The sequence below is a fragment of the Aeromonas fluvialis genome (assembly GCF_000819885.1).
GTDB lineage: Bacteria > Pseudomonadota > Gammaproteobacteria > Enterobacterales > Aeromonadaceae > Aeromonas > Aeromonas fluvialis.
On record NZ_CDBO01000036.1, the window covers coordinates 1 to 26,388 of the forward strand.

At 59.2% G+C, this 26,388-nt stretch carries 24 protein-coding genes, 4 tRNA genes and 4 pseudogenes; 17 read left to right on the forward strand and 15 right to left on the reverse strand.

The genetic code is table 11. The features are described 5' to 3' along the window. Positions 1-58 precede the first annotated feature (58 nt). From BN1125_RS07690 to lolB, 10 genes and pseudogenes are all read right to left on the reverse strand, one after another. Positions 59-133 (reverse strand) — tRNA-Gln (locus BN1125_RS07690). Between the two features lie 46 nt (positions 134-179). Then, positions 180-254: transfer RNA gene (locus tag BN1125_RS07695), tRNA-Gln, on the reverse strand. An 8-nt stretch (positions 255-262) separates the two neighbouring features. Beyond that, a tRNA-Met gene (locus BN1125_RS07700) sits at positions 263-339 on the reverse strand. Positions 340-596: 257 nt separating this feature from the next. Then, entirely contained in the window at positions 597-1,688 is a 1,092-nt protein-coding gene (gene ychF / locus BN1125_RS07705; protein ID WP_042011576.1) for a redox-regulated ATPase YchF, read from the reverse strand. Positions 1,689-1,921: 233 nt separating this feature from the next. After that, the gene (gene pth / locus BN1125_RS07710; protein ID WP_042011577.1) at positions 1,922-2,518 is read right to left on the reverse strand and encodes an aminoacyl-tRNA hydrolase; all 597 of its coding nucleotides are present in this window, start codon (positions 2,516-2,518) and stop codon (positions 1,922-1,924) included. A 198-nt stretch (positions 2,519-2,716) separates the two neighbouring features. Further along, positions 2,717-4,705 (reverse strand): bifunctional metallophosphatase/5'-nucleotidase, encoded by a 1,989-nt coding sequence (locus tag BN1125_RS07715; protein WP_042011578.1) that lies wholly within the window; start codon positions 4,703-4,705, stop codon positions 2,717-2,719. A gap of 116 nt (positions 4,706-4,821) precedes the next feature. After that, on the reverse strand, positions 4,822-5,769 hold the full coding sequence (locus BN1125_RS07720; protein WP_042011580.1) for a ribose-phosphate pyrophosphokinase: 948 nt from the start codon (positions 5,767-5,769) through the stop codon (positions 4,822-4,824). A gap of 187 nt (positions 5,770-5,956) precedes the next feature. After that, positions 5,957-6,031, reverse strand: a tRNA-Gln gene (locus BN1125_RS07725). Then, positions 6,011-6,881 (reverse strand): annotated as a pseudogene (ispE, locus tag BN1125_RS07730) (4-(cytidine 5'-diphospho)-2-C-methyl-D-erythritol kinase). Before ispE ends, BN1125_RS07725 begins: the two are co-directional and overlap by 21 nt. Then, a complete protein-coding gene (gene lolB / locus BN1125_RS07735) occupies positions 6,881-7,459 on the reverse strand; it encodes a lipoprotein insertase outer membrane protein LolB (protein ID WP_042011582.1) in 579 nt (192 codons plus the stop codon). The pseudogene ispE and the gene lolB overlap by 1 nt, the downstream one beginning before the upstream one ends. A gap of 126 nt (positions 7,460-7,585) precedes the next feature. On the opposite strand from lolB, the gene hemA reads away from it, so the two are divergent. The 6 genes from hemA to kdsA all read left to right on the forward strand — a co-directional run bounded on the left by hemA (position 7,586) and on the right by kdsA (position 13,045). Beyond that, the gene (hemA, locus tag BN1125_RS07740; RefSeq protein WP_042011584.1) at positions 7,586-8,842 is read left to right on the forward strand and encodes a glutamyl-tRNA reductase; all 1,257 of its coding nucleotides are present in this window, start codon (positions 7,586-7,588) and stop codon (positions 8,840-8,842) included. 55 nt (positions 8,843-8,897) lie between these two features. Then, positions 8,898-9,986 (forward strand): peptide chain release factor 1, encoded by a 1,089-nt coding sequence (prfA, locus tag BN1125_RS07745; protein WP_042011585.1) that lies wholly within the window; start codon positions 8,898-8,900, stop codon positions 9,984-9,986. Next, complete coding sequence (gene prmC, locus BN1125_RS07750) at positions 9,986-10,837, forward strand: peptide chain release factor N(5)-glutamine methyltransferase (protein ID WP_042011587.1); 852 nt, start codon at positions 9,986-9,988, stop codon at positions 10,835-10,837. The genes prfA and prmC overlap by 1 nt, the downstream gene beginning before the upstream one ends. Before the next feature lie 59 nt (positions 10,838-10,896). After that, positions 10,897-11,280 carry a SirB2 family protein gene (locus tag BN1125_RS07755; protein WP_042011588.1) on the forward strand — a complete coding sequence of 128 codons (384 nt, stop codon included), beginning with the start codon at positions 10,897-10,899 and terminating at the stop codon, positions 11,278-11,280. A gap of 12 nt (positions 11,281-11,292) precedes the next feature. Beyond that, on the forward strand, positions 11,293-12,093 hold the full coding sequence (locus BN1125_RS07760; protein WP_042011589.1) for a SirB1 family protein: 801 nt from the start codon (positions 11,293-11,295) through the stop codon (positions 12,091-12,093). A 97-nt stretch (positions 12,094-12,190) separates the two neighbouring features. Beyond that, the gene (gene kdsA / locus BN1125_RS07765; protein WP_005334937.1) at positions 12,191-13,045 is read left to right on the forward strand and encodes a 3-deoxy-8-phosphooctulonate synthase; all 855 of its coding nucleotides are present in this window, start codon (positions 12,191-12,193) and stop codon (positions 13,043-13,045) included. 148 nt (positions 13,046-13,193) lie between these two features. Here the strand turns inward: kdsA and grcA are convergent, their stop codons facing one another. After that, the gene (grcA, locus tag BN1125_RS07770) at positions 13,194-13,574 is read right to left on the reverse strand and encodes an autonomous glycyl radical cofactor GrcA (RefSeq protein ID WP_005343856.1); all 381 of its coding nucleotides are present in this window, start codon (positions 13,572-13,574) and stop codon (positions 13,194-13,196) included. A 549-nt stretch (positions 13,575-14,123) separates the two neighbouring features. Between grcA and ung the strand changes: the two genes are divergently transcribed. Together ung and BN1125_RS07780 are read left to right on the forward strand one after the other, a co-directional pair. Next, the gene (ung, locus tag BN1125_RS07775; protein ID WP_042011590.1) at positions 14,124-14,801 is read left to right on the forward strand and encodes a uracil-DNA glycosylase; all 678 of its coding nucleotides are present in this window, start codon (positions 14,124-14,126) and stop codon (positions 14,799-14,801) included. Between the two features lie 72 nt (positions 14,802-14,873). Beyond that, positions 14,874-15,425: a hemerythrin domain-containing protein gene (locus tag BN1125_RS07780; protein WP_042011591.1), complete on the forward strand. Its 552-nt coding sequence runs from the start codon at positions 14,874-14,876 to the stop codon at positions 15,423-15,425. A 73-nt stretch (positions 15,426-15,498) separates the two neighbouring features. On the opposite strand, the gene BN1125_RS07785 is transcribed toward BN1125_RS07780, so the two are convergent. Then, entirely contained in the window at positions 15,499-16,473 is a 975-nt protein-coding gene (locus BN1125_RS07785; protein ID WP_042011593.1) for an ABC transporter substrate-binding protein, read from the reverse strand. Positions 16,474-16,917: 444 nt separating this feature from the next. On the opposite strand from BN1125_RS07785, the gene nrdD reads away from it, so the two are divergent. The 4 genes from nrdD (at position 16,918) to BN1125_RS07805 (ending at position 20,443) form a co-directional block, all read left to right on the forward strand. Further along, a complete protein-coding gene (nrdD, locus tag BN1125_RS07790) occupies positions 16,918-19,035 on the forward strand; it encodes an anaerobic ribonucleoside-triphosphate reductase (RefSeq protein ID WP_042011594.1) in 2,118 nt (705 codons plus the stop codon). A gap of 100 nt (positions 19,036-19,135) precedes the next feature. Beyond that, on the forward strand, positions 19,136-19,645 hold the full coding sequence (gene nrdG, locus BN1125_RS07795) for an anaerobic ribonucleoside-triphosphate reductase-activating protein (RefSeq protein ID WP_042011595.1): 510 nt from the start codon (positions 19,136-19,138) through the stop codon (positions 19,643-19,645). A 64-nt stretch (positions 19,646-19,709) separates the two neighbouring features. After that, the gene (locus BN1125_RS18520) at positions 19,710-19,880 is read left to right on the forward strand and encodes a YqaE/Pmp3 family membrane protein (protein ID WP_005343870.1); all 171 of its coding nucleotides are present in this window, start codon (positions 19,710-19,712) and stop codon (positions 19,878-19,880) included. Positions 19,881-20,050: 170 nt separating this feature from the next. After that, entirely contained in the window at positions 20,051-20,443 is a 393-nt protein-coding gene (locus tag BN1125_RS07805) for a TonB family protein (RefSeq protein ID WP_042011596.1), read from the forward strand. 52 nt (positions 20,444-20,495) lie between these two features. Here BN1125_RS07805 and BN1125_RS18525 read toward each other — a convergent pair. Further along, positions 20,496-20,648: pseudogene (locus BN1125_RS18525) on the reverse strand (MliC family protein); the annotation flags it as partial. Positions 20,649-20,667: 19 nt separating this feature from the next. Continuing rightward, a pseudogene (locus tag BN1125_RS19500) lies at positions 20,668-20,841 on the reverse strand (IS630 family transposase); the annotation flags it as partial. Between the two features lie 67 nt (positions 20,842-20,908). On the opposite strand from BN1125_RS19500, the gene BN1125_RS07810 reads away from it, so the two are divergent. Both BN1125_RS07810 and BN1125_RS07815 read left to right on the forward strand, forming a co-directional pair. Continuing rightward, on the forward strand, positions 20,909-22,477 hold the full coding sequence (locus BN1125_RS07810; RefSeq protein ID WP_042011597.1) for an ATP-binding protein: 1,569 nt from the start codon (positions 20,909-20,911) through the stop codon (positions 22,475-22,477). 3 nt (positions 22,478-22,480) lie between these two features. Continuing rightward, on the forward strand, positions 22,481-23,176 hold the full coding sequence (locus BN1125_RS07815) for a response regulator (RefSeq protein ID WP_042011599.1): 696 nt from the start codon (positions 22,481-22,483) through the stop codon (positions 23,174-23,176). A gap of 89 nt (positions 23,177-23,265) precedes the next feature. On the opposite strand, the pseudogene BN1125_RS18530 reads toward BN1125_RS07815, so the two are convergent. Further along, a pseudogene (locus BN1125_RS18530) lies at positions 23,266-23,720 on the reverse strand (aldehyde dehydrogenase family protein); the annotation flags it as partial. A 126-nt stretch (positions 23,721-23,846) separates the two neighbouring features. Here BN1125_RS18530 and BN1125_RS07825 point away from each other — a divergent pair. From BN1125_RS07825 to phoR, 3 genes are all read left to right on the forward strand, one after another. Next, positions 23,847-24,185, forward strand: coding sequence for a VOC family protein (locus BN1125_RS07825; protein ID WP_244268480.1), 339 nt, complete (start codon positions 23,847-23,849; stop codon positions 24,183-24,185). A 101-nt stretch (positions 24,186-24,286) separates the two neighbouring features. Next, positions 24,287-24,976 (forward strand): phosphate regulon transcriptional regulator PhoB, encoded by a 690-nt coding sequence (gene phoB / locus BN1125_RS07830; protein WP_042011603.1) that lies wholly within the window; start codon positions 24,287-24,289, stop codon positions 24,974-24,976. An 8-nt stretch (positions 24,977-24,984) separates the two neighbouring features. After that, entirely contained in the window at positions 24,985-26,280 is a 1,296-nt protein-coding gene (gene phoR / locus BN1125_RS07835; protein WP_042011604.1) for a phosphate regulon sensor histidine kinase PhoR, read from the forward strand. Positions 26,281-26,388 lie beyond the last annotated feature (108 nt).

A 26,388-nucleotide genomic window follows, 5' to 3' on the forward strand; every position in this document is an offset into this window, starting at 1 on the left:
CTTGGCGATACCCCAACAGTGATGCCTGACAGAAACCATCAAACACCAACTTTAAAAATGGCTGGGGTACTAGGATTCGAACCTAGGGATGGCGAGATCAAAACCCGCTGCCTTACCGCTTGGCGATACCCCAACAGCGTTCCTCAACAGTCATTAGACTGGCAAAAAACTTTTAAAGATGGCTGGGGTACTAGGATTCGAACCTAGGAATGGCGAGATCAAAACCCGCTGCCTTACCGCTTGGCGATACCCCAACTAGAAATGGTGGCTATGACGGGATTCGAACCTGTGACCCCCGCATTATGAGTGCGATGCTCTAACCAACTGAGCTACATAGCCAACCTTGCGTCCGATGATTCGTTGCCTCGTCACCGCGATGATTCGTTGCCTCGTCACCGTGCGGGCCGAATTATGCGTATCTGGCTCTGGGGCGTCAACCCTTTTTTTGCCAGAAAAACGCAATTTGAGTGCGTTTGACCAGTTATTGGCCTCTGTTGCGCAAAAGCCCAACAATCTGGTTTTTTTAAGACATGGCCATCATGGGCCGGGTGATGGCAGATAAAAAACAGGCCAGCAAATGCTGGCCTGTCATGGGATTAGACGTTAAACAGGAAGTTCATGATATCGCCATCTTTGACGATGTAATCTTTCCCTTCGGCGCGCATCTTGCCCGCTTCCTTGGCGCCCTGCTCACCCTTGTAGGTGATAAAGTCTTCGAAGGCGATGGTTTGGGCGCGAATAAAGCCTTTTTCAAAGTCAGTGTGGATCTTGCCTGCCGCCTGCGGGGCAGTGGCTCCGACCGGAATGGTCCAGGCGCGCACTTCTTTTACACCGGCGGTGAAGTAGGTTTGCAGGTTGAGCAGCTCGTAACCGGAGCGGATCACCCGGTTCAGGCCCGGCTCTTCGATGCCGAGATCAGCCATGAACTCGGCGCGGTCTTCGTCATCCAGCTCGGCGATGTCTGACTCGATGGAGCAGCAGACCACCACCACAACCGCGTTCTCGGCGGCGGCGATTTCACGCACCTTGTCGAGGTAGGGGTTGTTGTCGAAACCGTCTTCTGCCACGTTGGCGATATACATGGTGGGTTTCAGGGTCAGGAAGTTGAGGTGGCTCACGGCAGCCAGCTCTTCCTTGTCCAGCTTCATGCCACGGATCATCTGATCGTTTTCCAGCGCGACGCGGATCTTCTCCAGCACTTCCACTTCCAGCTTGGCATCCTTGTCGCCGCCTTTGGCGCGCTTGGACTGACGGTGAATGGCGCGCTCGCAGGCGTCCAGATCCGACAGGGCCAGCTCGGTGTTGATCACTTCGATGTCGTCAGCAGGGGAGACCTTGCCGGCAACGTGAATGATGTTCTCGTCGTCGAAGCAGCGCACCACGTGGCCGATCGCTTCGGTTTCACGGATGTTGGCCAGGAACTGGTTACCCAGACCTTCACCCTTGGAGGCACCGGCAACCAGGCCTGCGATGTCGACAAATTCCATGGTGGTCGGCACAACGCGCTGCGGATTGATGATGGCAGCCAGCTGATCGAGGCGGGGATCCGGCATCGGGACCACGCCAGTGTTCGGTTCGATGGTGCAGAACGGGAAGTTGGCGGCTTCGATACCGGCCTTGGTCAGCGCGTTGAACAGGGTGGATTTACCTACATTGGGCAGGCCCACGATACCGCATTTAAAACCCATGGATTGTTACCTTACTTGATGGATGCTGTTGAGGGTCGCAGAACCTGTCCACACTCTTACTGCGAGGCTGTGATCAAGGCTCATGTGCTGCTCGGAATCCTCACGTATGACTATACGCTCCGGTTCCTGCGCTGCGCTTCACCTTGCTGACAACCTCTCGTTACAGAGTGTGAACAGGTTCTTGGGCGTCCCCGTCATATTGTTCGAGCCTGACGCGTGTCAGGCATCTGTATTCAAACTTTTTCAGCCTTGAAGCTGTGCAAGCGATTCATGGCCTTGGTCATATCTTGTTTGAACAGGATGTCGGTGGCACGCAGCGACTCGTCCAGCGCGGCGTCGATCAGGTTCTGTTCACTGCCGGGGGCCTTGGTCAGGACGAAGCCGGCCACCTGCTCTTTGCTGCCGGGATGGCCGATCCCGAGACGCAGCCGGAAGAAGTTATTGTTGTTGCCCATCTTGGCGATGATGTCCTTGAGGCCGTTATGGCCACCGTGACCACCACCTTGCTTGAACTTGGCGATGCCAGGCGGCAGATCCAGTTCGTCATGGGCCACCAGCATCGCTTCCGGCTCAATCTGATAAAAACGCGCCAGTGCGGCCACCGCTTTGCCAGAGAGGTTCATATAGGTGTTCGGGATGAGCAGCCGCACATCCTGCCCCTCGACCAGGATGCGGGCAGTGTGGCCGAAGAACTTGGGTTCTTCACGCAGGCTGACATTGTGCCAGCGGGCCAGTTGCTCCACATACCAGGCGCCCGCATTGTGGCGGGTCTTGGCATATTCCGGGCCGGGGTTGCCCAGTCCGACGATCAGTTTGATTTCGCTTGTCACGCTTGATGTCTTCACTCGCAGCTGCCGTGGGCACACTACCCAGAGCAATAGGACGCAATATTCTAGCCGCCGAGTGGCGATCACTCAACCAATGCGCATGTTATGGCGGGATTTGCACCCCTATTGCGGCTAATAAGCGGTAAACAGTGGCTAAACGGGCCGCTTGCAAGAGGCCCGTTCGTTGTCACTTGCTGGCGGTTAGTTGGCGCGCAGCAGGGTCACCGTCTCTTCATTCAGCGCGGTCAGGGTGGGGCGGGCATCGCGCACATACTCGACGAAAGAGGCCGCATCGGTGCCGCAATCCACGCCGCTGGCTTTGCAATCGAGGGCCTGGCCCGGGGCATAGACGGCGCTCAGCAGTTCACCGTTTTGTGCCACCTTCAGCACCGGGAAGGCGGTCAGCTTGCCATTGACGCTGGCGATGTCGACCCGCTCGCTCTGGTGGCGCTGGGCATTGGCCAGTGCCTGCCAGCCATCGTTGCCGTTGGCGCTGTAGGCGTTCATCACCACCCGATAGCGCTGGCTATCCACCAGATCTTGCCACTCGCCGCTTGCGGTCTTGCGTTGCAATTGGGTCAGGGTGCCCGCCTTGCCTGCGTCGGTCTCCTGGAAGGTGTAACGCAGGTGGCCGCCATAGGGGAACTTGCCGGCATGGGCGCTGGCGGGCAGGGTGGCGGTGATGGTCTCGGTCAAAAGAGCGCGTACCTCAGCGCCAGTAAGGGTCAGTACCGAGAGCTGGTTCTTGAACGGCAGCAGGGTGAGGGCGCTATCCCCCTCGCGCCACTCGCCGGCCGGCAGCTCGGCGCGCACGCCGCCCACCGCCAGCAGGGCGAAGTCGACCGGGCCACCGGTCAGGGCCTGTACTGCTGGGGTATTGGCCCAGTAGAACTCCCCTTCGGCAACCAGGGGAGCGATATCCGAGCCATGGTTGTCGCTGCCGTTGTCGCCGGGGCGACGGGCATTTTGCAGCTGCGCGGGGATGGTGCCGATCACTGGGCCGTAGGCTTTCTCCAGCGCCGGTTTGTAGTGGCTGTCGATGATGCCGCGCAGGCGCGGATCTTCATCCACGGTCACTAGATTGGGCTGGTTGTCGACAAACTGGCTCGCCTCTCTGCTGCGGGCCTCATCGAGCGCCTGCTTGCGCGCCGCATCGGCGAAGAAGTCGCGGCTGGCCAGCAGGCGGTTGTGGCCCTGGCAGTCGGTCACCTGACCCTTGCTGTCAAAGGTCACCTGCGCCAGACCGATGGCCTGGGCATAGGAGCCCGCCTGCACCACGCAGGTCTGGCCGATGCCGTCCGGATTGGTCACCAGCTTGGCGTAGTCGCCGGTCTTGCCCCAGCCGATATTGCGAAAATCGCCGAGCAGGCTGTGGGAGTGGCCGCCGACGATGGCATCGAGGCCGTTTACCTTGGCGGCCAGCGCCAGATCCCGCTCGTTGCCGATGTGGGTCAGGGCGACGATCTGATGGATCCCCCTGGCTTGCAGCATGTCGACCGTGGCCTGAGCCGAGGCGACCTCTTTGCCAAAGCGCAGTTTGCCGACATTGGGGGCGATATTGCCCATGTCTTCCAGCACCAAGCCCATGACGGCAACCAGTTGTTTGCTTTGCGGCAGGTTATTGATGTCGGTGACAGGGCTCTTCTGGTTGCCGTCAAAGGCGTAGACCACGAAGGGCTTGAGGTTGGTGGCCTTGCCAAGGTCAGGGTCGGCCTGGGTATCCAGGTTGGCGGCCAGCACCGGGAAGTTGACTCCCTCGATGAAGCGGGCCAGCTTCTGGTTATCCAGATCGAACTCGTGGTTGCCCAGCGCCATGGCATCGAGGCCAAATTGGCTCAGCAACTCGGCGTTAGCCATCCCCTCATTGAGCTTGAAGTAGCCGCTGCCCTGCCAGGCATCGCCACCGTGCAGCAACAGCATAGGCTGGTTCTTGGCCAGCGCATCGGCCTGATAGGCTTTCGCCATGGTCAGCAAGCGCGGATAACCGCCAAAGCGGGTATAGAGGGTGTCCGTCTCCTCCTGCTGGGCAAAGATCTGCCCTTTGAGCTCGGCATTGACCGGATCAAACTGGGAGTGGGTGTCGTTCATGTGAGCCAGGGTCAGCACGAAGGGCGGGTTCTCTTTGACGGGCTGACAGGCGAACAGGGCGGAGGTGAGGGTCGCGAGCAGGAGGGGACGCAAGCAATTCATGGGTAAATCCTTAAGCCTGCCGGGGGCAGGGTCGTACCAGATAGCAGAAAGTGGGAAAGAGAAAGTCCAGAAAGACGAAAACCGCCTGATGGCGGTTTTCGTTATTGCTGAATCTATCAATGCTCAAACATGGCAGAGATGGACTCTTCGTTGCTGATGCGACGAATGGCTTCGGCCAGTACAGTTGACAGAGTCAGCTGCTTGACCTTGCCTACCGCTTTCATCTCCGCAGTGAGCGGGATGGAGTCGGTGATGATCAGTTCGTCGATCACGGAGTTCTTGATGTTCTCGACGGCAGTGCCGGAGAAGACCGGGTGAGTGGCGTAAGCGAATACTCGCTTGGCGCCGCGCTCTTTCAGGGCTTCTGCGGCTTTGCACAGGGTGCCGCCGGTGTCGATCATGTCATCGACGATGACGCAGTCGCGGCCGGCCACGTCACCAATCAGGTGCATGACCTGGGAGACGTTCGGGCGGGGACGGCGCTTGTCGATGATGGCGATGTCGGTGTCATCCAGCAGCTTGGCGATAGCGCGGGCACGCACAACGCCACCGATGTCCGGGGAGACGACAACAGGAGACTCGAGGTTCTTGGCCTTCATGTCTTCCAGCAGCACCGGGCTACCGAACACGTTGTCTACCGGAACGTCGAAGAAACCTTGAATTTGCTCGGCATGCAGGTCAACGGTCAGCACGCGATCCACACCCACGCTGGAGAGGAAGTCAGCGACAACCTTGGCGGTAATGGGGACACGGGCGGAGCGGACGCGGCGGTCCTGACGGGCATAACCAAAGTAGGGGATAACGGCAGTGATACGGCCAGCTGAAGCACGACGCAGTGCATCCACCATGACGATCAATTCCATCAAATTGTCGTTGGTCGGGGCACAGGTGGATTGAATGATGAAGATATCGCCACCACGTACATTCTCGTTGATCTGTACGCTGATCTCGCCGTCGCTAAAGCGACCTACGGCAGCATTGCCGAGTTTGATAAACAGGCGATCTGCGATCTTCTGGGCTAGTTCCGGCGTTGCGTTACCAGCAAACAGCTTCATGTCAGGCACGGTTTGAAACCTCGGGGTTGCATCCAGTATGTGGGGGAGTCTGAAATCAGACCCTTATCGTTTTGGGGCAAACGATTTAGCCAGATAACGAGCAAGGGATTGGCCGCATCGGGATGGCTGCAAGGGGGGTGAGCCCTTGAGCGTGGGCGAGCACGACCTCGCCCGCGTCACTGCCATGACATCAAATTGGCTGGGGTACTAGGATTCGAACCTAGGAATGGCGAGATCAAAACCCGCTGCCTTACCGCTTGGCGATACCCCAATCATTTGAGCTGTTGCAAAGTGGCGAGGAGTGGTGATATGTTCTCGCCCTTGGCGACAAACCCATCCAGCCCCTTCGGCACTCTGACCAACACTTCCCGAGCAGTCACTTCGTCTTCAAACTGAGCAAAGACGCAAGCTCCTGTGCCCGTCATTCTTGACGGCGCGTATTCTAGCAACCAGCCGAGCGCATTGGCAACCTCGGGGTGGCGCTTTTTCACCAGTGATTCGCAATCGTTTTTCCACACCCCTTCCAGCAGGTTGTGCAATGCCACTTTAGGGGTGGCTCTGGGCAGGTCTGGATCTTGAAATACCGCCGCCGTCGCCACATGGCAATCGGGCTTGAGCACCAGATACCAGGCATCGGGTAGTTCGACCGGCTGCAGCCGCTCACCGACCCCTTCGGCAAAGGCCGCCTTGCCGCGGACAAACACCGGCACGTCGGCGCCGAGCTGGACGCCGAGCGCTGCCAGTTCATCTTCACTCGAACCCGCTTGCCAGAGGTGGTTAAGCGCCACTAGCGTGGTGGCCGCATCGGACGAACCGCCGCCAATGCCGCCTCCCATGGGTAACACCTTCTCCAGCCGGATATGGGCCCCCTGCGGGCTCGGCAGTCTGGCCTGCAGCAGGCGCGCCGCGCGGATGATCAGATTCTGCTCATCCGGCACACCGGGAATGGCCGGGCTCAGGGTGAGGGTGTCGCTATCAGGAATCACCTCAAATTCGAGCCAGTCGCTGTGATTGAGGAAGATAAACAGGGTTTGCAGCTCGTGATAGCCATCGGGACGACGGCCATTGACGTGTAAAAACAGGTTGAGTTTGGCCGGTGCCGGCCAGCGGGTGGAAGCCATTAGCGTGCAAGAGTCCATTGGTTGATCTGAAGCTTGAGGCGGCTGTTCTGGCCGGTCATGGTCAGCTGGTGCGGCAGGCGGTAGCCATCCTGATCCCGATAGTCGCCATATACGATCTGCCACTGGCCATCACGGACGCGGGCCAGACTGCTGTCGGGATTGAGCTCGAAGTCGGCCTGACCCGGCAGCCCCTTGATCCACTGCGGCAGTCCGGCAACCGGAATATTCCAGCCTGTGAGCTGATAGATCAGCGCTTCGGCGTCCTGGCTCTGGTGGCGTTTGCCGTCGCTGTCGAGCAGGGTGATCTCCCCTTTGCTGCGGGAGAGTTCCAGAATGCTGGTGCCGATCAGGCTGGTGAGGTTGAGGCGATAGTCATCGCCCTCCTGCTGCCAGTTGAGGCGGGCACTGCCCTTTTGCTGGGGGGTGATGATGGCCATCTTGCCGGAGAGCTCCCAATGGGTGAGCTGTTCGAGGCGGGCTCGCTCCTGGTTCCAGTTCACCTGGTCACGCTGGGGCTGGGTGGTGGCACAACCGCCAAGGATGAACAGACAGGTGAGGGTAAAAATACGCAGCAGCACGGCAAGGCTCCAGAGAGAGAAATTTGCCACAGTATACGGGGCGGCCGTATTGCTTTTAAAGACTTACCCTTTCTCGTACAATTGGCAACCTTTGCACCCAGCGTATGAAATGATCGTCGCCCACTCATGAGTTTGCTTGCCCTCGGAATCAACCACAACACCGCCAGTGTCGCCTTGCGGGAACGGGTCGCCTTTGGCCCGGACTGCATCGATCGTGCCCTGCGTGAGCTGGTGAACCAGCCCGGCATCAACGAGGCGGTGATCGTCTCCACCTGCAACCGCACCGAGCTTTACTGCAATCTGGATGGCGAGCAGCAGGGTGAGGTGTTGCGCTGGCTGCAGCAATTCCACGGGCTGGACGCAGCCGAATTGGTCACCGCCATCTATCAGCATCACGATGAAGAGGCGGTGCGCCACGTGATGCGGGTAGCATGCGGGCTAGATTCGCTGGTGCTGGGAGAGCCGCAGATCCTGGGGCAGATCAAGCAATCCTACGCCCATGCCCAGCAGGCCGAGTCGGTGAAGGGGGCGCTCGAGCGGCTGTTTCAGAAATCCTTCTCGGTGGCGAAAAGAGTACGTACCGATACCGAGATTGGCGCCAGTGCCGTGTCGGTGGCGTTTGCAGCGGTCAGCCTGGGTCGGCGGATCTTCTCCGATCTTTCCCAGACCAAGGTACTGCTGGTCGGGGCGGGGGAGACCATCGAACTGGTGGCCCGTCACCTGCGCGAGCAGAACGTCACCAAGATGATGGTGGCCAACCGCACCCTGCAGCGCGCCCAGACCCTGGCGACCGAATTCGGCGCCCAGGTGATGACGCTTGAAGAGATTCCCGACTATCTGCACGAGGCGGATATCGTCATCAGCTCGACGGCGAGCCCGCTGCCCATCATCGGCAAGGGGATGGTTGAGCGGGCGCTTAAGGCCCGTCGCTTCAAGCCCATGTTTCTGGTGGATATTGCCGTGCCGCGCGACATCGAGGCCGAAGTGGATGAGCTCTCCGATGCCTATCTCTACACGGTGGACGATCTGCAGGGGATCATCGAGCAGAATCTCGAAACCCGTAAGCGGGCTGCCGCGCAGGCGGAAGTGATCGTGCAGGAAGAGCGCGACGAGTTTATGGGCTGGTATCGCGGCCAGCGCTCGGTCGATCTCATCCGCGATTACCGCCAGCAGTCCCAGCAGGTCGCTGACGAGGAGCTGCAACGGGCCCTGCTGGCACTGGCTCAGGGCGAGAGTGCCGAGCAGGCGCTCAAGGCGATGGCCCATCGCCTCACCAACAAATTGATCCATGCGCCGACCCAGGCCCTGCGCCAGGCGGCCTCCCGGGGCGACGAGAGTGCGCTGTCCCGGCTGCGGCAGGCGCTGGGGTTGTCACAAGAGTAATTGTTTGGGGCTACCATGCTGGTTGCCCTCTCCTCCATTCGAGATAGCAATAGTTATGAATCCGTCACTGATCAGAAAGCTGGAAGGCCTCATCGAGCGCCACGAAGAAGTACAGGCCATGCTCGGCGAGCCGGACGTGGTCTCGGATCAGGAGCGCTATCGTGCCCTGACCCGTGAATATGCCCAGCTGGAAGATATCGTTCACGCCTTCCAGCGTTTCCGCCAGGCGCAGGATGATCTGGAGACCACCCAGATGATGCTGGAAGAGGATGATGCCGACCTGCGCGAGATGGCGCAGGAGGAGCTGCCGCTGGCCAAGGCCAATCTGGAGGCGCTGGAGCAGGAGCTGCAACTGATGTTGCTGCCCAAGGATCCCAAGGATGACAACAACTGCTATCTGGAGATCCGCGCCGGAGCCGGTGGTGACGAGGCGGCCATCTTTGCCGGTGACCTGTTTCGCATGTATTCGCGGTTTGCCGAGCGTCAGGGCTGGCGCGTCTCTGTCGTCAGCTGCAACGACGGTGAATATGGCGGCTACAAGGAGGTGATCGCCAAGATCGATGGCGAGCGCGTCTATGGCCGCCTCAAGTTTGAATCCGGTGGTCACCGGGTACAGCGGGTGCCGGAGACCGAATCTCAGGGCCGGGTGCACACCTCCGCCTGTACCGTCGCCGTGCTGCCGGAGGTGCCGGAAGCTGAACAGATCGAGATCAATCCCTCGGATCTGAAGATCGACACCTTCCGCGCCTCTGGCGCCGGTGGTCAGCACGTCAACAAGACCGACTCGGCCATTCGCATCACCCACCTGCCGACCGGTCTGGTGGTGGAGTGTCAGGACGAGCGCTCCCAGCACAAGAACCGTGCCAAGGCGATGTCGGTGCTCTCCGCCCGCCTGCAAGCGGCCGAGGATGAGCGCCACCGCGCCGCCGAGCAGAACACTCGTCGCAATCTGGTGGGCTCCGGTGATCGCTCGGAGCGAATTCGTACCTACAACTACCCGCAGGGGCGTCTCTCCGAGCACCGCATCAACCTCACCCTCTACCGTCTCTCGGAGATCCTGGAAGGTGATTTGGACTGCATCATCACCCCGCTGGTGCAGGAGTATCAGGCAGATCAGCTCGCCTCGCTGGCTGAAAACAACTGATGCAGATCCAGCAGGCTCGCGCCCATATCATGACCGTGCTGGCTGGGGGGGAATCCCCCCGCGCCGACGCCGATGTGCTGCTCTGCCATCTGCTCGGGTGTCGTCGCAGTTATCTGATGACCTGGCCGGAGCGTGAGCTGGATGCCGCCCAGCAGGCTACCCTGCAGGAGTGGCTTGACCGCCGCCTGGCTGGCGAGCCCATCGCCCACCTCATCGGAGAGCGAGAGTTCTGGTCGCTACCGCTGAAAGTGAGCCCGGCCACCCTGATCCCGCGCCCCGATACCGAGGTGCTGGTGGAGCAGGCGCTGACCAGAATCCCGCAAGGGCCGTGCGCCGTGCTGGATCTCGGCACTGGCACCGGCGCCATCGCGCTGGCGCTCAAGTCCGAGCGGCCTGAGGTCGATGTATGGGCAGTGGATCGGATGGCGGATGCCGCGGCGCTGGCCCGCGAGAACAGCGCCGCGCTGGGGTTACCCGTCGAGGTGCGCGACGGCAGCTGGTTCGAGCCCCTTGGCGAGCCGGATCGCGACAAAACGCCACGATTTGCGGTGATTGTCTCCAATCCCCCCTATATTGATGGCGCCGATCCCCATCTTGAGCAGGGTGACGTGCGCTTTGAACCCCGTTCGGCGCTGGTTGCCGATGACGCCGGGCTGGCGGATATCCGCCACATCGTGGCCCATTCCCCCGCTTATCTGTTGCCTGACGGCTGGTTGCTGCTGGAGCATGGCTGGGATCAGGGGGAGGCGGTGCGTCAGTTACTGCGCGATGGTGGCTACCGCGAGGTAGCCACGGTGCGCGATTACGGGGATAACGAGCGGGTCACTCTGGGCATGTGCCCGGCCTGCTGAACGCTTTTACTACCGGTTTGACGCGTCGCTGGGTGATGACCAGCGGCCAAGGATTGAATATGGTTTTTGTGCTCAAGCATCTGCACCTGACCCTGATTGCCGGGGCCCTGCTCTTGTTCATGGTTCGTTTTTACTGGGTTCAGACCGCCACTGGCCGTGCCTACAGCGCGCTGGTGATGAAGGTCAGCGGCTGGCTCAACGGTCTGGTGGTGCTCTCCGGCGTATTGCTCTGCATGGTGCTGGATCTCAACCCGCTCAATAACGGGACGCCCTGGCTCAGCGAGAAGTTGATGGCGATTCTGGTGCTGCTGTTTCTGGCCGCGATGGCGCTGCGACTGGCCAAAAGCAATCTGGTGCGCTGGTGCTCCTTTCTGGGGGCGCTCGGCTGGATCTACTTTATTGCCAAATTGGCAGTGCTCAAACAGGCGAGTGTGTTCGGCTAAGGCATGAAGAAGATGTTACACATAGACGAATGGACCGATTTTGAAGCCCATGAGCTGGTCGAGCTGGCGTTGTCAGTCAGCGACGAGATTTATGGCTCGGTTGAGGAGGGGATCCGCGAGCTGAACCTGCTGGACGAGTGGCTTGACGAGCAGATCTCCGAAGGCACTTGCGATGAGGTACGCCAACAGCTGCTGCAGGGGGTCTACCATCGCCTCGGCTTTCACGGCGACTGGCAGGACTACTTCTCGGCCAACAACTGCGATCTCAATCAGGTGCTGGTTCAGCGCAAGGGGATCCCGGTCAGCCTCGGCATTCTCATTATCCAGCTTGGGCGCAAGATTGGACTCGATGTAGAGGGTATATGTTTCCCCGGTCACTTCCTGGTGAGCTTTGCCGGCGACGAGGGAGAGGTCTATGTCGATCCTTTCACCGGCGACGAGCTGAGCCTGGCCCATATCGAGTTGCTGCTGCGCGGCGCGCTGGGGGATCTGGCGACCCTGACCCCCGACTATCTGCAGCCCTCCGGCCAGTGGGAGATCATCGAGCGGCTGCTCAACGTCAGCAAGGGGGCCTTGCTGCGGGAAGATCGCATGCCCGAGGCGCTGCGTTGCAGCGAGCTGTTGTTGCGGATGAAGCCTGGCGATCCCCTGGAGACGCGGGATCGCGGTTTTATCTACGAGCAGCTCGATTGTCCCCGTCAGGCCGCCGACGATTTTGAATACTTTATTGAGCAATGCCCGGACGATCCGGTAGCCGACGTGCTGAAAGTGCAGCTGGCCGCGCTGGATCTGAGCCCCAAGCCCCTCCATTAAGGACGGCTTGAAACTTAAACAGAAGAATATCAAGGCCGCTGCGCCCGGTTGCAACGGACTAACTTGGCTTCAGGCCCCTTCATTAAGGATGTCTTAGATGGAACAGAAGAATATCAAGATCAACCAGATCGACGTTGCCAATGACAAACCGTTCGTGCTGTTTGGCGGTATGAACGTGCTGGAATCCCGCGACATGGCGATGGCGGTGTGCGAAAAGTATGTGGAAGTGACCAGCAAGCTGGGCATCCCGTTCGTCTTCAAGGCGAGTTGGGACAAGGCCAACCGCTCCTCCATCCACTCCTACCGCGGCCCGGGTCTGGAAGAGGGGATGAAGATTTTCCAGGAGCTGAAAGCGACCTTCGGCATGCCGGTGATCTCCGATCTGCACGAGCCCCATCAGGCCAAGCCGGTCGCCGAAGTGGTTGACGTCATCCAGTTGCCCGCCTTCCTGGCACGCCAGACCGATCTGGTGGAGGCGATGGCCCGCACCGGCAACGTCATCAACATCAAGAAGCCGCAGTTCCTGAGCCCAAGCCAGATGAAGAACATCACCGACAAGTTCGAGGAGTGCGGCAACGATCAGCTGATCCTCTGCGAGCGCGGTGCCAACTTCGGCTACGACAACCTGGTGGTGGACATGCTGGGTCTGGGCGTGATGAAGAAGAGCACCGGCGGCTATCCGGTGATCTTTGACGTCACCCACTCATTGCAGTGCCGTGATCCGCTGGGGGCGGCCTCCGGTGGTCGCCGCGAACAGGTGACCGAGCTGGCGCGCGCCGGGATGGCGGTCGGTCTGGCTGGTCTCTTTATAGAGTCCCACCCGGACCCGAAAATTGCCCGTTGCGATGGCCCGAGCGCGTTGCCGCTGGAGAAGCTGGAAGGTTTCCTCAAGCAGATGAAGGCCATCGACGATCTCATCAAGGGTTTTGAACCCCTCGATACCTCAGCCTGATTGGGCAAGCTCTTATCACAAGGCCTCGCAATGCGAGGCCTTGTTTTTTTATGCTCACCTAGTGAAAAGCGCGCATAAAAAAACGGCCGATTGGCCGTTTTTTTGGTGCTGATACCACGAGTATCAGCGGTTCACCGCAGGGCGCTGATTACAGGCTCTGGGTGAAAGTACGGGTGACCACGTCACGCTGCTGTTCCGGGGTCAGAGCGTTGAAACGCACTGCGTAGCCAGATACACGGATGGTCAGCTGCGGGTACTTCTCCGGGTTCTCGATAGCATCTTCCAGGGTTTCACGACGCAGCACGTTGACGTTCAGGTGCTGGCCACCTTCAACAGCAGGCTCGGCCTGAACCGGCAGTTCACGGTATTCGAACTGGCCCAGGTCAGAGAGTGCGACTTCCTGATCGGCGGCAAAGGCATCGCCTTTGACACAGATGCAGCGAGCCTGTTGCTTCTCTTCGTCCAGCAGCCAGAAAGAGTTCAGCAGAGCGGTGTTGGCAGCTTGGGTGATTTGAATGCCTTTGATCATGGTATGACTCCTCAATGGGAACGCGAATCCAATTGTAAGGAAATTACCCTGATGTATTTAAGCTACCGTTAATTGCGATGGCTTAAAGGGCCCTTGCCTTACACCTTTGCTTTGATGGGGTCATATATACCACGTTGGTAATATTACAAAAATTGATCCAAATCAACAAAAGTCGATAAAACTCCATTTTGGTGGGATTAAATTCTTGAGTTGAATCAAGAATAGGTCATTTTTCTGATTTTGTAAGATATCCTAATCATGCATCTTTTATCCTGTAAATGTAGTAATTTAACTACACCTTTTTTCTGCTTTTCTATGGTTAATTGAGGGGATGGCTACACTCAGCAGAAAGCAAGGAGAGTGTCGGATGAATATCAAGTGATGAAGGTGGGGATGGTTGGCTCTGTTCTGTTGCGGTTTAACGCCGGTCAGCACAAACTGGAACGCTCCGGCCAGCTCGCCAAGCTCTGGAAAGTGTGAGCCACGGTTGCGTCTTGCGGGCTGCCCCCCTATCCTGACCCCTTCGCCGTATCAAGTGAGGAGGCCGGGGTGCTGACCTGGAGTGATGTGATTGGCTCTGAGAAAGAGCGGGACTATTTCAAGAGTACGCTGGCGACCGTCAGGGCCGAACGGGAAGCAGGCAAGGTGGTCTATCCTCCTGCAGCCGATGTATTCAACGCCTTCAAACTGACCGAACTGGATCAGGTCAAGGTGGTGATCTTGGGGCAGGATCCCTACCACGGACCCAATCAGGCACATGGTCTCTGTTTCTCCGTCCTGCCCGGGGTTCGCACGCCCCCTTCACTGGTCAACATCTATAAGGAGATGCTGCGGGATCTGCCCGGTTTCGTCATACCCAATCACGGTTTTCTGGAGTCCTGGGCCAGGCAGGGGGTTCTGTTGCTTAACACTGTGCTGACGGTGCAGGCCGGTCAGGCACACTCTCATGCCTATCTGGGGTGGGAAACCTTTACCGATCGGGTCATCGAGCAGATCAATGCAAGCTGTCAGGGCGTGGTCTTCCTGTTGTGGGGCTCCCATGCCCAGAAGAAGGGGCGTTTCATCGACCGGCAGCGCCATCACGTGTTGACGGCACCCCATCCCAGTCCCCTCTCTGCCCACCGTGGTTTTATCGGTTGCGGCCACTTTTCCGAGACCAATCGCCTGCTGGAATTACAGGGCAAAAGCCCGATCGAGTGGCAATCAGTCTGCCAACCATTTGATTGAGTGCAACGTTCGGGCGACAAATGACCGTATACTCAGGACAGTAACATTTTATTTCAGCGCCAAGGAGTGCCCATGTTATCGAGTCTGCACAAGGATCACCTGAATATCACCCGACTGCTGGATCTGCTAAAGCAGAAGCTGGCGGCCATTCGTGCCGAGCAGCCTATCAGCTATTTTCTGGTGCGCGATGTCATCGATTATCTGCGGGAGGTCTCTGACACGTATCACCATCCCAAGGAAGACCTTATCTATGACTACTACCTGAAATACCGGGTGGTAGAGGGGGATGTCGCTAACCGTTTGCATGAGGAGCACCTCAATCTGCTAGAGGCTGGGACCGAGCTTAAGGAAATGGTTGAGATGATCCTGATGGATGCGGTGATACCGCTCGATCAGTTCACCGCCAAGCTGGAGCGCTTCGTAGCGTTGCAAGAGGCGCACATGAACTACGAAGAGGGGGTGCTCTTCCCCCATCTGCGTGACTCCCTGACCGAGGATGACTGGCGTCATTTGGAGCAAGTCTGGCAGAACCGCGCCATTGGTGATCCCCTGTTTGGCGCCGAGGTCAGCCAGCACTTCCAGGCGCTGGCCAAGCGTCTCTCTCTGCCTTTTTCTGTCAACTGACGAGCGCCACTTTTTGTCATCAGTCATCTGACTGTGCATGTGTTGCCCGGCCGATGTGCCGGGTTATTTATTGTTACTCACGCCACATTATCTTGTTGCGCCATTTGTCGGGCACGGTGAGCTGCCAGCGGGCCAGCTCGCTCTTGCTGAAGACATATTCGCCGCGCAGGGCCGCGCGCGGGGAGAGGGTGCGGGGCAGGGTACCTGCCAGTATGGTGTTGATGAGGCTGGCTGCCTGTATCCCCTGATCGTGGCCGTCCAGCACCAGCCCGCCGATGGCCATCCCCTTGCCGACGGTAAACTCCAAGAAACAGAAGAGCGGCACCGGCGTGTTGGCGCTGGTCCACTCCAGCACCGTCTGTTCGCTCACATGCTTGCCATTATCGTCGACCAGCGTGTGGTAGAGGCCGAGGAAGATCGCCTGATAGCCGTTCTTCTTGGCGTTGAGCACCGCCTCTTGCCAGAGGCTGTAGTCGCCTATCAGCTGGCTGTTGATCAGGGTCTGGCCGACCCGCAGTTCGGTTCGGGTCTTGAATTCATCCTCGATGGCGGTGAGGGCCACATTGCTGGAATCAAACAGCACCAGTGCCTTGTCGAGCCCCCCCATCATCTGGCTTATCTCGTTGATATTGCGTTTGAGCAGGGGGCGTTCCAGTACCCCGGTGATCTTGGGGTGGCCGACAAATCCCTTGAGGCGCGGATTCTCGCTCATACCGAGAAACACCACAGGGGTGCCCAGCGAGGCGATATCGTTGGCCAGATAGTTGATAGCGTTGTCATCGCCCAGCACCACCAGATCCGGTTTGCTCTTGAGATAGAAGGCGATGGCCTGCTGGGCAATGTCGTCAAACGCTTCCCGCGGATAGCGTTTGGTATCCATATAGAAGTGAGAAATCTGGTGTTCCCCATCTAATCCATCGAGCAAACCTTCGTTGTAGCTCTGGTCCCACAGGTATTCGGGATGGTAACTGCTGATCACCAGAATATGGGCGGCATAGAGCGGTAAAGATAGGCTGGTCAGCAGCAATAACAGCAGCGACTTGAGCATAACGGCTCCGGTATCAAGGGATAGTGTGTACCTGCTCAGTATGTGTGGTTTTGACTGGCACTGTCATCCCGAAATCGGTGCGGCGAGACGCGATTTATTTTCAGGTATCAGGATCGGACTCCAGCCCGCACTACGCTTGAGGTTTGATTCGAATGGAGCTTTTTATGGTTGGTCGTGAACTGTCCCGCTCGCTGAAAAACCTGTTCTGGATCAAGAAATGAGGACGCGCTTTGGTGCCTAATAGACACCATATATAGGGATGTATTCGATTTTTATGCCTATATGTTGTGTTGTTAAGCTGTGTATAAGCTGTTTCCCTCCAATCTTCAGCCCAGGCTTGTCAAGCCTCGGCTGAATTTATTTGTGTCCAGGACGAGATGCAGGGAGGGGGGCCAACAAGGGTGAGCCAGAGGCAAATGCCTGGCCTTTTAACGGGGAAAATTCATGAAACCGGTTGTGATCAAACGTGACGGATGTCGCGCACCATTCAATGCCCAGCTGATTAGCGATGCGGTCAGCCGAGCGGCGGAAGCGGTCAATCAGGCCAATCCGGCACTGGCACAGCGTATCTCAAGCTCGGTGAGTCAGGAGCTGGAAGGGCGTGGTGAAGTTGATATCCACGAGATCCAGAACCGGGTTGAAAACCACCTGATGGCTTCCGACGACAAGGCCATCGCTCGTGCCTATATCGAATATCGCCACGATCGGGATCAGGCCCGCGAGGCGCGCGGTCGTCTGGCGCAGGAGATCCGCGGTCTGGTCGAGCAGACCAACGCAGCCCTGCTCAACGAGAACGCCAACAAGGATTCCAAGGTGATCCCGACCCAGCGCGACCTGCTGGCCGGTATCGTCGCCAAGCACTACGCCACCAGCCACATGCTGCCCCGTGATGTGGTCCAGGCCCACGAGAGCGGTGATCTGCACTTCCACGATCTCGACTATTCGCCTTTCTTCCCGATGTTCAACTGCATGTTGATCGATCTGAAGGGGATGCTGACCCACGGCTTCAAGATGGGCAATGCGGAGATCGATACCCCCAAATCCATCAGCACCGCTACCGCCGTGACTGCCCAGATCATCGCCCAAGTGGCGAGCCATATCTATGGTGGCACCACCATCAACCGCATCGACGAAGTGCTGGCTCCCTATGTGACCATCAGCTGGCAGAAGCACCGTGAAGTGGCCGAAGAGTGGGGCATTGCCGATGTGGAGGCCTACGCCATGGCCCGCACCGAGAAGGAGTGCTACGACGCCTTCCAGTCGCTGGAGTACGAAGTCAACACCCTACACACCGCCAACGGCCAGACGCCGTTCGTCACCTTCGGTTTTGGTCTGGGGGATAGCTGGGCGTCGCGGATGATCCAGCGCGCCATCCTCAGCAACCGTATCGCTGGCCTTGGCAAGAACAAGAAGACCGCCGTGTTCCCGAAACTGGTGTTCGCCATCAAGGATGGCCTCAACCACAAGCAGGGCGATCCCAACTACGACATCAAGCAGCTGGCGCTGGAGTGTGCCTCCAAGCGGATGTATCCGGACATCCTCAACTACGACCAGGTGGTCAAGGTGACCGGCTCCTTCAAGACCCCCATGGGTTGCCGCTCCTTCCTCGGTGCCTACGAGGAGAATGGTGAGCTGATCCACGAAGGTCGCAACAACCTGGGGGTGGTGAGCCTCAACCTGCCGCGCATTGCCCTGAAATCCCGTGACGAAGCGGACTTCTGGGATCGTCTGGATGCCTCTCTGAGGGTCGCCAAGAAGGCGCTGATGTACCGCATCTCCCGTCTGGACGGGGTGAAAGCGCGGGTTGCTCCCATCCTCTATATGGAAGGGGCTTGCGGCGTGCGGCTGAAGGCGGACGACAACGTCAGCGAGATCTTCAAGAACGGTCGCGCCTCCATTTCCCTCGGTTATATCGGCGTTCACGAGACCATCAACGCCCTGTTTGGTGACAAGGTGCACCTGTTTGACAGCGCCGAGCTGCAACAGAAGGCCATCGCCATCATCGCCCGTCTCAAGGCGGCCATCGACGAGTGGAAAGAGGAGACCGGCTACGGTTTCAGCCTCTACTCCACCCCGAGCGAGAACCTCTGCACCCGTTTCTGCCGCATCGATGCCAAGGAGTTTGGCGTGGTATCCGGTGTGACCGACAAGGGGTACTACACCAACAGCTTCCACCTCGACGTGGAGAAGCAGGTCGATCCGTACGACAAGCTGGACTTCGAGGCGCCCTATCCGCCTATCGCCAGCGGCGGCTTCATCTGCTATGGCGAGTACCCCAACATCCAGCACAACTTGGAGGCGCTCGAAAACGTCTGGGACTACAGCTATGACAAGGTGCCCTACTACGGCACCAACACCCCCATCGACGAGTGCTACGAGTGCGGCTTCACCGGCGAGTTCGAGTGTACCTCCAAGGGCTTCACCTGCCCGCGCTGCGGTAACCATGACCCCGCCAAGGTGTCGGTGACCCGCCGTGTCTGCGGCTACCTCGGCAGCCCGGATGCGCGCCCCTTCAATGCGGGCAAGCAGGAAGAGGTGAAGCGCCGCGTCAAACATATGTAAGCGCACAAGCGATGAAGAGCTGGCCCCTGACTCAAGGGGCCATTTTCATTGGAGGGCGGCAGTTATGCCGCTGTCCCGTGAACGAGGCAGGAAACAAGCGATGCACTACCACCAATACTACCCGGTCGATGTGATCAACGGCCCCGGCACCCGTGCCACCCTGTTTGTCTCCGGTTGTGAGCATCAGTGCCCTGGTTGCTACAACCAGCGCACCTGGCGACTCGATGGCGGCAAGCCGTTCGATGAGGCGATGAGCGATCGCATCATTGCGGATCTCAACGACAGCCGCATCAAACGGCGAGGTCTGTCGCTCTCCGGCGGCGATCCGCTCCACCCGGCCAACGTGCCCCACGTGCTGGTGCTGGTGAAACGGGTGCGCGCCGAGTGTCCGGGCAAGGATATCTGGTGCTGGACCGGTTATCAGCTCGGCGAACTGTCAGAGGCCCAGCGCGAGCTGGTGGCCTTGCTGGATGTGCTGGTGGATGGCAAGTTTGAAAAGGAGTTGGCAGACCCGGGCCTGCTCTGGCGTGGCAGCAGCAATCAGCAGATCCACGACCTCAATGCCTGGCGTGATGCGGATGAGCGGATCCCCTGTCTGGTTTGCAGTTAAAGTCAGGGATGTTTATGGTTAGCCCACGCCAATCCTGACCACATTCTTGAAGAGGAGCGCCGAGATGAATAATCTGCTCAAGATCCTGCTGGCCATTTTTCTGCCCCCTGTGTGTGCCTTTATCCAGGTGGGCTTTAGCCTGCACTTTTTAATCAACATCGTGCTGACCCTGCTGGGCGGCCTGCCGGGCATGGTCCATGCGCTCTGGTTGGTAGTGAGTGACAAGCGTGGCTGATACTTGCTAATGAGCTCATTGACGATAAAAGGGCCAACCTCTCGGGGTTGGCCCTTTTGTTCATGTTCATACAAAAGCTTTTTCGTTAGGATGGGTGACTGACCAAGGGGGATGCGAGTCGATCTCTCGCAGTCCGGTAACAAGCACCGGCAAAGAACAAGGAGCGTTACATGAAGTGGAAAGTCGCAATATGGTCAGGTCTGGCAGTGACACTGTTGCTGGGGTGCTCATCCCGTCAGGAGGTGGCGCGTGAGCGCGATCCGATCGCTATTTCCCTTGAGCAGCTATCAAGCTACTGGGTTCAGGAGAAGCAGTGGTCATGGTTTGACAATGATGAGCCCGCCCTGCCGGCCAAACCGGTCAAGGGGTATGTGGAAGTGCGCTATCAAATCGACGCCAGCGGCACGCCGATCAAGCCCGAAGTGGTGGCGGCCGAGCCCCCCGGAGAGCTGGAGCAGAGCGCGCTGGTGACCCTCTCGCGGATCCGCTACAGCCCGGCAGAGGACAACCCGGATGCCATTCCGGTCGAGGTGACCAACCGCTTCGAGATCGAGATCAACTGATCCCCCCACCACTCTGATGCCAGAGAAAGCGTGACCCCGGCCAGGGTCACGTTTATTGCTGTTTGCAGTCGTTGTAGGTGGTCTGCCACTCGCCAGCCTCATCGCGCAGCTCGACAAAGCCCTCATCCCCCTTGCTCCACCAGACGGCCTCGTACTCGTCCGTATAGCGGGCTCCAGAGGCAGCAATGGCCTGGGACAGGGTGTAATACCAATCACATTAAGCATTAGGTCATTGTTATCCAATCCCGATGGCAGAGCGATTTCACCCGCTCTACGTCCGCGATGAAAACCATCCAGGCATTGCTGCAGGCGTCGACAATATCGTCATACCCCTTAAAGGTTCGATTCGCTAGCGTATGTTGTCGCAACCAGCTCCAGACCTGCTCCACCGGGTCGAGCTTTGATTGACCAGGTCTGGTGGCATCCGCACTATTGGGCAGCGTCCTGACCTTTTAAGGTATGTGTATGAAACTTCGCCACCAGCTGGTCACCCTCTCTCTTGGGCTCTCCCTGCTGCTGATCCTCATTCTGGGCAGCCTGCTGGCCCTCTTTATCCGTCATCTGCTGGAGAGCAACCTGCAGGATAAGGGGAGCGATCTGGCACGGGTCATGGCGGCCGATACCCGGGTGGTCGAGGCTCTGCGTCAGGGCAGTGCCCCGACCCTGCGCGACTACATGGAGGCGGTCTGCAACCGCACCGATGCCACCTATATGGTGGTGACCGACGAGCATGGCCGCCGCCTCAGCCACCCCAACCCCGAGCTGGTGGGGCAGAAGTTCCGTGGCGAGGATATCTGGCCCGCGTTGCAGGAGCGGCGCAGCTACTGCTCCAAGGATCGGGGCACCATGGGGCCGGCGATCCGCTGCTTCTCACCGGTGGTGGGCGGTGACGGGCGTGTCATGGGGGCTGTGGTGGTGGGCTACCTGATGCAGCAGGTGGAGGGCATCTATATGGAGCAGGTGGCCCTGCTCATCTGCGCCATCGTGGCGGTGCTGGGATGCGGCCTGTTGCTGGCGCTCTGGGTGCAATACCTGCTGCGCAAGACCCTGCTCGATCTGGAACCGGAGGCGATCGTGCGCCGCTTCACCCTGCAGGATCTGGTGCTGGAGCACATTACCGAGGGGGTGATCGCGCTCGATGGCCGCGGCAACATCAACATGATCAACAGCACCGCCAGTTATCAGCTGCGGCTGCCCGGTACCGGGCGTCACGCCCTGCTGGGGCAGTCGCTGGCGGAGCTGGTGCCGCCGCTGAGTACCTGTCTGGAGCAGGAGGCGGGGGAGGTGAGCTTCACCATTCAGGGAGAGTCCTTTGTCGGCCGCTGGCAGGCGGTGCAGGGCAAGGCACCGGGGCGGCTGCTGATCTTCAGCCGTCCGGAGGTGACCGCCAGTCTGGGGGTGCAGGTGACCCATCTGCGCCAGTATGCCGAGATGCTGCGAATGCAGAGCCACGAGTTTGCCAACAAGCTGAGCAGCCTCTCCGGCCTGTTGCAGCTGGGTCATGTGGATCAGGCGGTGGAGTTGATCCAGCAGGAGAACGAAGCGTGCCAGACCATGTTGCAGGAGCTGCTGCGGCTGATCGACAACAAGCCGGTAGCGGGGCTTATTCTCGGCAAGTTCAGCCGGGCCCGCGAGCTGGGGGTGACCCTGGAGCTCGATCCCGACTCGGCGCTGGCGGAGTATCCTGCCTCGGTCTCTGCTGATCTCATTACCCTCATTGGCAACCTGCTGGATAACGGCTTGCAGGCGGCCTGGCGCAACCGCCAGCAGCGGCCGCCCCGGGTGCTGCTCTCTCTGTGCGATGTGGGGCGGCGACTGGTGATCGAGGTGGAGGATAGCGGCGAGGGGGTCGACGAGGAGCTGGCCGATCATCTGTTCGATTACGGGGTGAGTCGCCAGAGCGGCGATCACGGGGTGGGTCTGTTCCTGGTCAAGGAGACCGTGGGTCGGCACGAGGGTGTGATAGAATGGCGGCGAACCGCCGAGCAGACCACCCTGTTTGGTATCTACTTGAATAAAAACCAATTAATGTGAGCCATGGTCCCAATAATCACGCTTGTTATTGAAGATGACGATCGGAGCGGTGCCATCTTGTCAGAACTGGTGGCGGCGACACCCGGTTTCTCCCTGCTGGGGCGGGCCGGCACCCTGGCCCAGGCCGATGCCATGATGGCCGGTGTGGTGCCCCAACTGCTGCTGGTGGATGTCTCCCTGCCCGATGGCTCCGGCCTTGAGTGGGTGAGCCGCCTGCGCAGCCACAACCGCGAAGCCTATGTCATCATGGTGACCGCATCGCGGGATGTGGAGACCATCCAGCAGGCCCTCAATCTGGGGGTTCATGACTACGTCATCAAACCATTGCGGCTGTTTCGCATCCAGCAGAGTCTGGACGAGATCCTGCAACTGCACAGCCGTCTGTGCGAGCGAGGTCGGCTGGAGCAGGACGATCTCGACAAGCTGCTGGGCAAGGGAGGGCGCTCCCAGATCAAGGAGATGCGCGTCACCCCCAAGGGGATCGACAGCATCACCCTGCGTCAGGTGCTGGATCTGCTGGCGGGCGAGCCGGAGAGCGTCTTCTCCACCGACACGGTGGCGCTGCGGCTGTCCCTCAGCCGCACCACAGCGCGCCGTTATCTGGAGTATCTGGAGTCGGAAGACAGGGTGGATGTGGACCTCAACTACGGTCAGCGAGGTCGGCCCGAGCGGCGCTACCGCTGGCGTCGGGCAGGTTGAGACGGCCACTGGCAAGCAGTGCAAAAACAACAAGGCGCCCGCAGGCGCCTTGTTTGATGGCGTGTCCTTGTTTATAGAAGGAGCTCGGTTTAGAAAAAGCCGAGGGGGTTGATGTCGTGGCTCACCAGCAGGTTCTTGGTGTTCTGATAGTGGTCCTGCATCATCTTGTGGGCCTCGCGGCCGATCCCCGACTTCTTGTAGCCACCGAAGGCCGCGTGGGTCAGGTAGGCGTGGTAGCAGTTGACCCAGACCCGGCCAGCCTGGATGCCGCGCCCTTGAAGGTGGTGACCCCGAGGGCCGGCCCGAAGATTTCCTCCTGGAACACCCGCATCTTGTTCTGGCCGTGGAAGATGGTGGGCTGGATGTAGAAGCTTCCCTCCAGCCCACTCACCTTGGCCGCGCCGCCACCGATCAGCATTTTTGCCCCTTCACCGCGGCCGCTCTCCATGTAGATCAGGATCTTGTCGAACTGCTCGCGGGACGCCTGAGCGCCCACCTGGGTATGGGTGTCGAGGGGGTTGCCCTGCACGAGAGTGCGGGCGCGGGAGGGGCTGGTTGCCAAGGATATCGCAAAGGGCGTGCCAGAGGGTCTGACCAGCGCTTTAAAAGTTACAACAACGTTATCAAGCGGGGGGCGGCAGCGTATCTTGGTTAACCAGTGACCCCGGCTGTGGCCATGAAACTGTGCCATTTCTGGACAGTGATCGTGACAGCCGTGCCATTTGTGAACAGGAGGCGTGATGAGCGAACTATCCCAATCCAGTCCGATCGAGTGTTGCTGGCGCGGGCTGTGACCCCGGAGCAGCAGGCCGCCATCGGCAAACAGGGGGGCGGACGGTTTTTCCTGTTCCTCGAAACCGATGATTTCTGGCGCAACAACCAACGTATGCAGGCGTACGGAGTACATTTTTGTGAACAGCCTTGCGACGAGCCTTATGGTAGCGTGGTGGTGTTTGAAGATATCAGTGGCAACCGCTGGGACTTGCTGCAACGCACGGCTGCCAACTGAATCTGAAAACGTTTATCATCCCGCCTGTCATAAAGTCATAAAAGTGTCACAGAAAATTCTAATAATTGGCGCACCCATCTTCACAGAGGAGAGAGAAGGGAATGGCTAAGCGAATTCTGGTGGTCGAGGACGAAGCACCGATCCGCGAAATGCTCTGTTTCGTGCTGGAGCAGAAGGGGTATGAGACGGTTGAAGCGGAAGATTTCGCCGACGGACTGGCGAAAGTGTGTGAGCCCTATCCGGAGCTGATTGTGCTGGACTGGATGATGCCGGGGGGCAGTGGCATCCAGTTTATCAAGCAACTCAAGCAGGATGAGGTGACCCGCCAGATCCCTGTGGTGATGCTGACCGCCCGCGGTGAGGAGGAGGACAAGGTACGCGGCCTTGAGGCCGGTGCCGATGACTATATCACCAAGCCCTTCTCCCCCAAGGAGTTGACCGCCCGCCTGCACGCAGTGATGCGCCGCGTCTCCCCCACCTCGGTGGACGAGGTGATCGAGGTGCAGGGGCTCAAGCTGGATCCGGTTTCCCATAGAGTCAGTGCCGAAGAGAGGGCGCTGGACATGGGACCGACCGAGTTCAAGTTGCTCCACTTCTTCATGACTCACCCCGAGCGGGTGTACAGCCGCGAGCAGTTGCTCAACAATGTCTGGGGTACCAATGTGTATGTCGAGGACAGAACCGTGGATGTGCATATTCGTCGCTTGCGCAAGGCCATTGAAGAGACGGGTCACGATCGATTGATTCAGACGGTGCGCGGCGCAGGCTATCGCTTCTCAACCCGTCTGTAGAGGAAGTTATGTTGCAACCTTATGCCTGGCGGCGACAGTTGTGGCGGATGGCGTTCTTCTATGCGCCCTTCGTTCTGGTCGGCTGGTTGACGAATACCCTCGCCCTTTGCCTGCTGGCAGCTACTGTGCTGCACCTGGGCTGGCACTATCGCTTCCTGAAGCGGCTGTCGGATTGGCTGTGGCACGATCGCAGCCTGGTTCCCCCCAATGGCAGTGGCAGCTGGGAGTATATTTTCAACGGCATCTACAAGTTGCAGCAGCGTCACCGGGCCCGTCGCCGTGAGCTGGCGGGTCTTATTCGCCGCTTTCGGGAAGGTGCTGAGGCACTGCCCGATGCCGCCGTGGTGTTTCGCACCGACGGCAGCATCCTCTGGTGCAATCGGCTGGCGGAGCAACTGCTTGGTTTTCGCTGGCCGGAAGATGCCGGTCAGCACATAGGCAACCTCATTCGTAGTCCGGCCTTTGGCGCCTATCTGGGCAAGGGGCAGTATGACGAACCGTTCGAGATGAACTCTCCCATCAATGAGGATAAGTTTCTCGAGTTTCGCATCATGCCCTATGCCTCCGATCAGGCGATGCTGGTGGTGCGCGATGTCACCCGCCTGCGCAGTCTGGAGAAGACCCGCAAGCACTTTGTCTCCAATGTCTCCCACGAGCTGCGCACCCCGCTCACCGTGCTCAAGGGCTATCTGGAAATGACCGAAGAGCCGCCCCCTCCGGCCATGTGGGCGAAGGCGCACAAGGTGATGATGGAACAGACCATCCGGATGGACAATCTGGTCAACCAGCTGCTCACCCTGTCGCGCATCGAGGCGGCTCCGACCGTCGATCTCTCCCATCTGGTGGACATGCCCGCCATGCTGGGTCTGCTGGAGCTGGAGGCGCGGGCGCTCTCGGGCGAACGGGCCCACCAGATCGCCTTCATGGTGCAGCCCGGCCTGTTTGTGCGCGGCGATAAGGAGCAGTTGCGCAGCGCCGTCTCCAACCTGGTCTACAACGCCATCCACTATACGCCGGCGGGGCGCAAGATCCGGGTGGAGTGGCGCAAGCAGGGGGCGATGGCGCTGTTTGCCGTGAGTGATGAAGGGGAGGGAATTGCCCCCGAGCATCTGGCGCGGCTGACCGAGCGGTTCTACCGGGTCGACAAGGCCCGCTCCCGCCACACTGGCGGCTCCGGGCTCGGCCTTGCCATCGTCAAGCATGCCCTCAGTCATCACGACTGCCAGCTCGATATCGAGAGCCGTGTTGGCTTTGGCAGCCGCTTCAGCTTTCTCATCCCGAGTCGCATGGTGGTGATTAAATAGTCTTTTGTGGCAATAGGTTAGCTGCAACAAGAGGGCCTTTTAACGGGCCCTCTTTTCATTTGTTCAAATCTGTCGCCATGTCATTAAAGTGTCACATTAAATCCATAA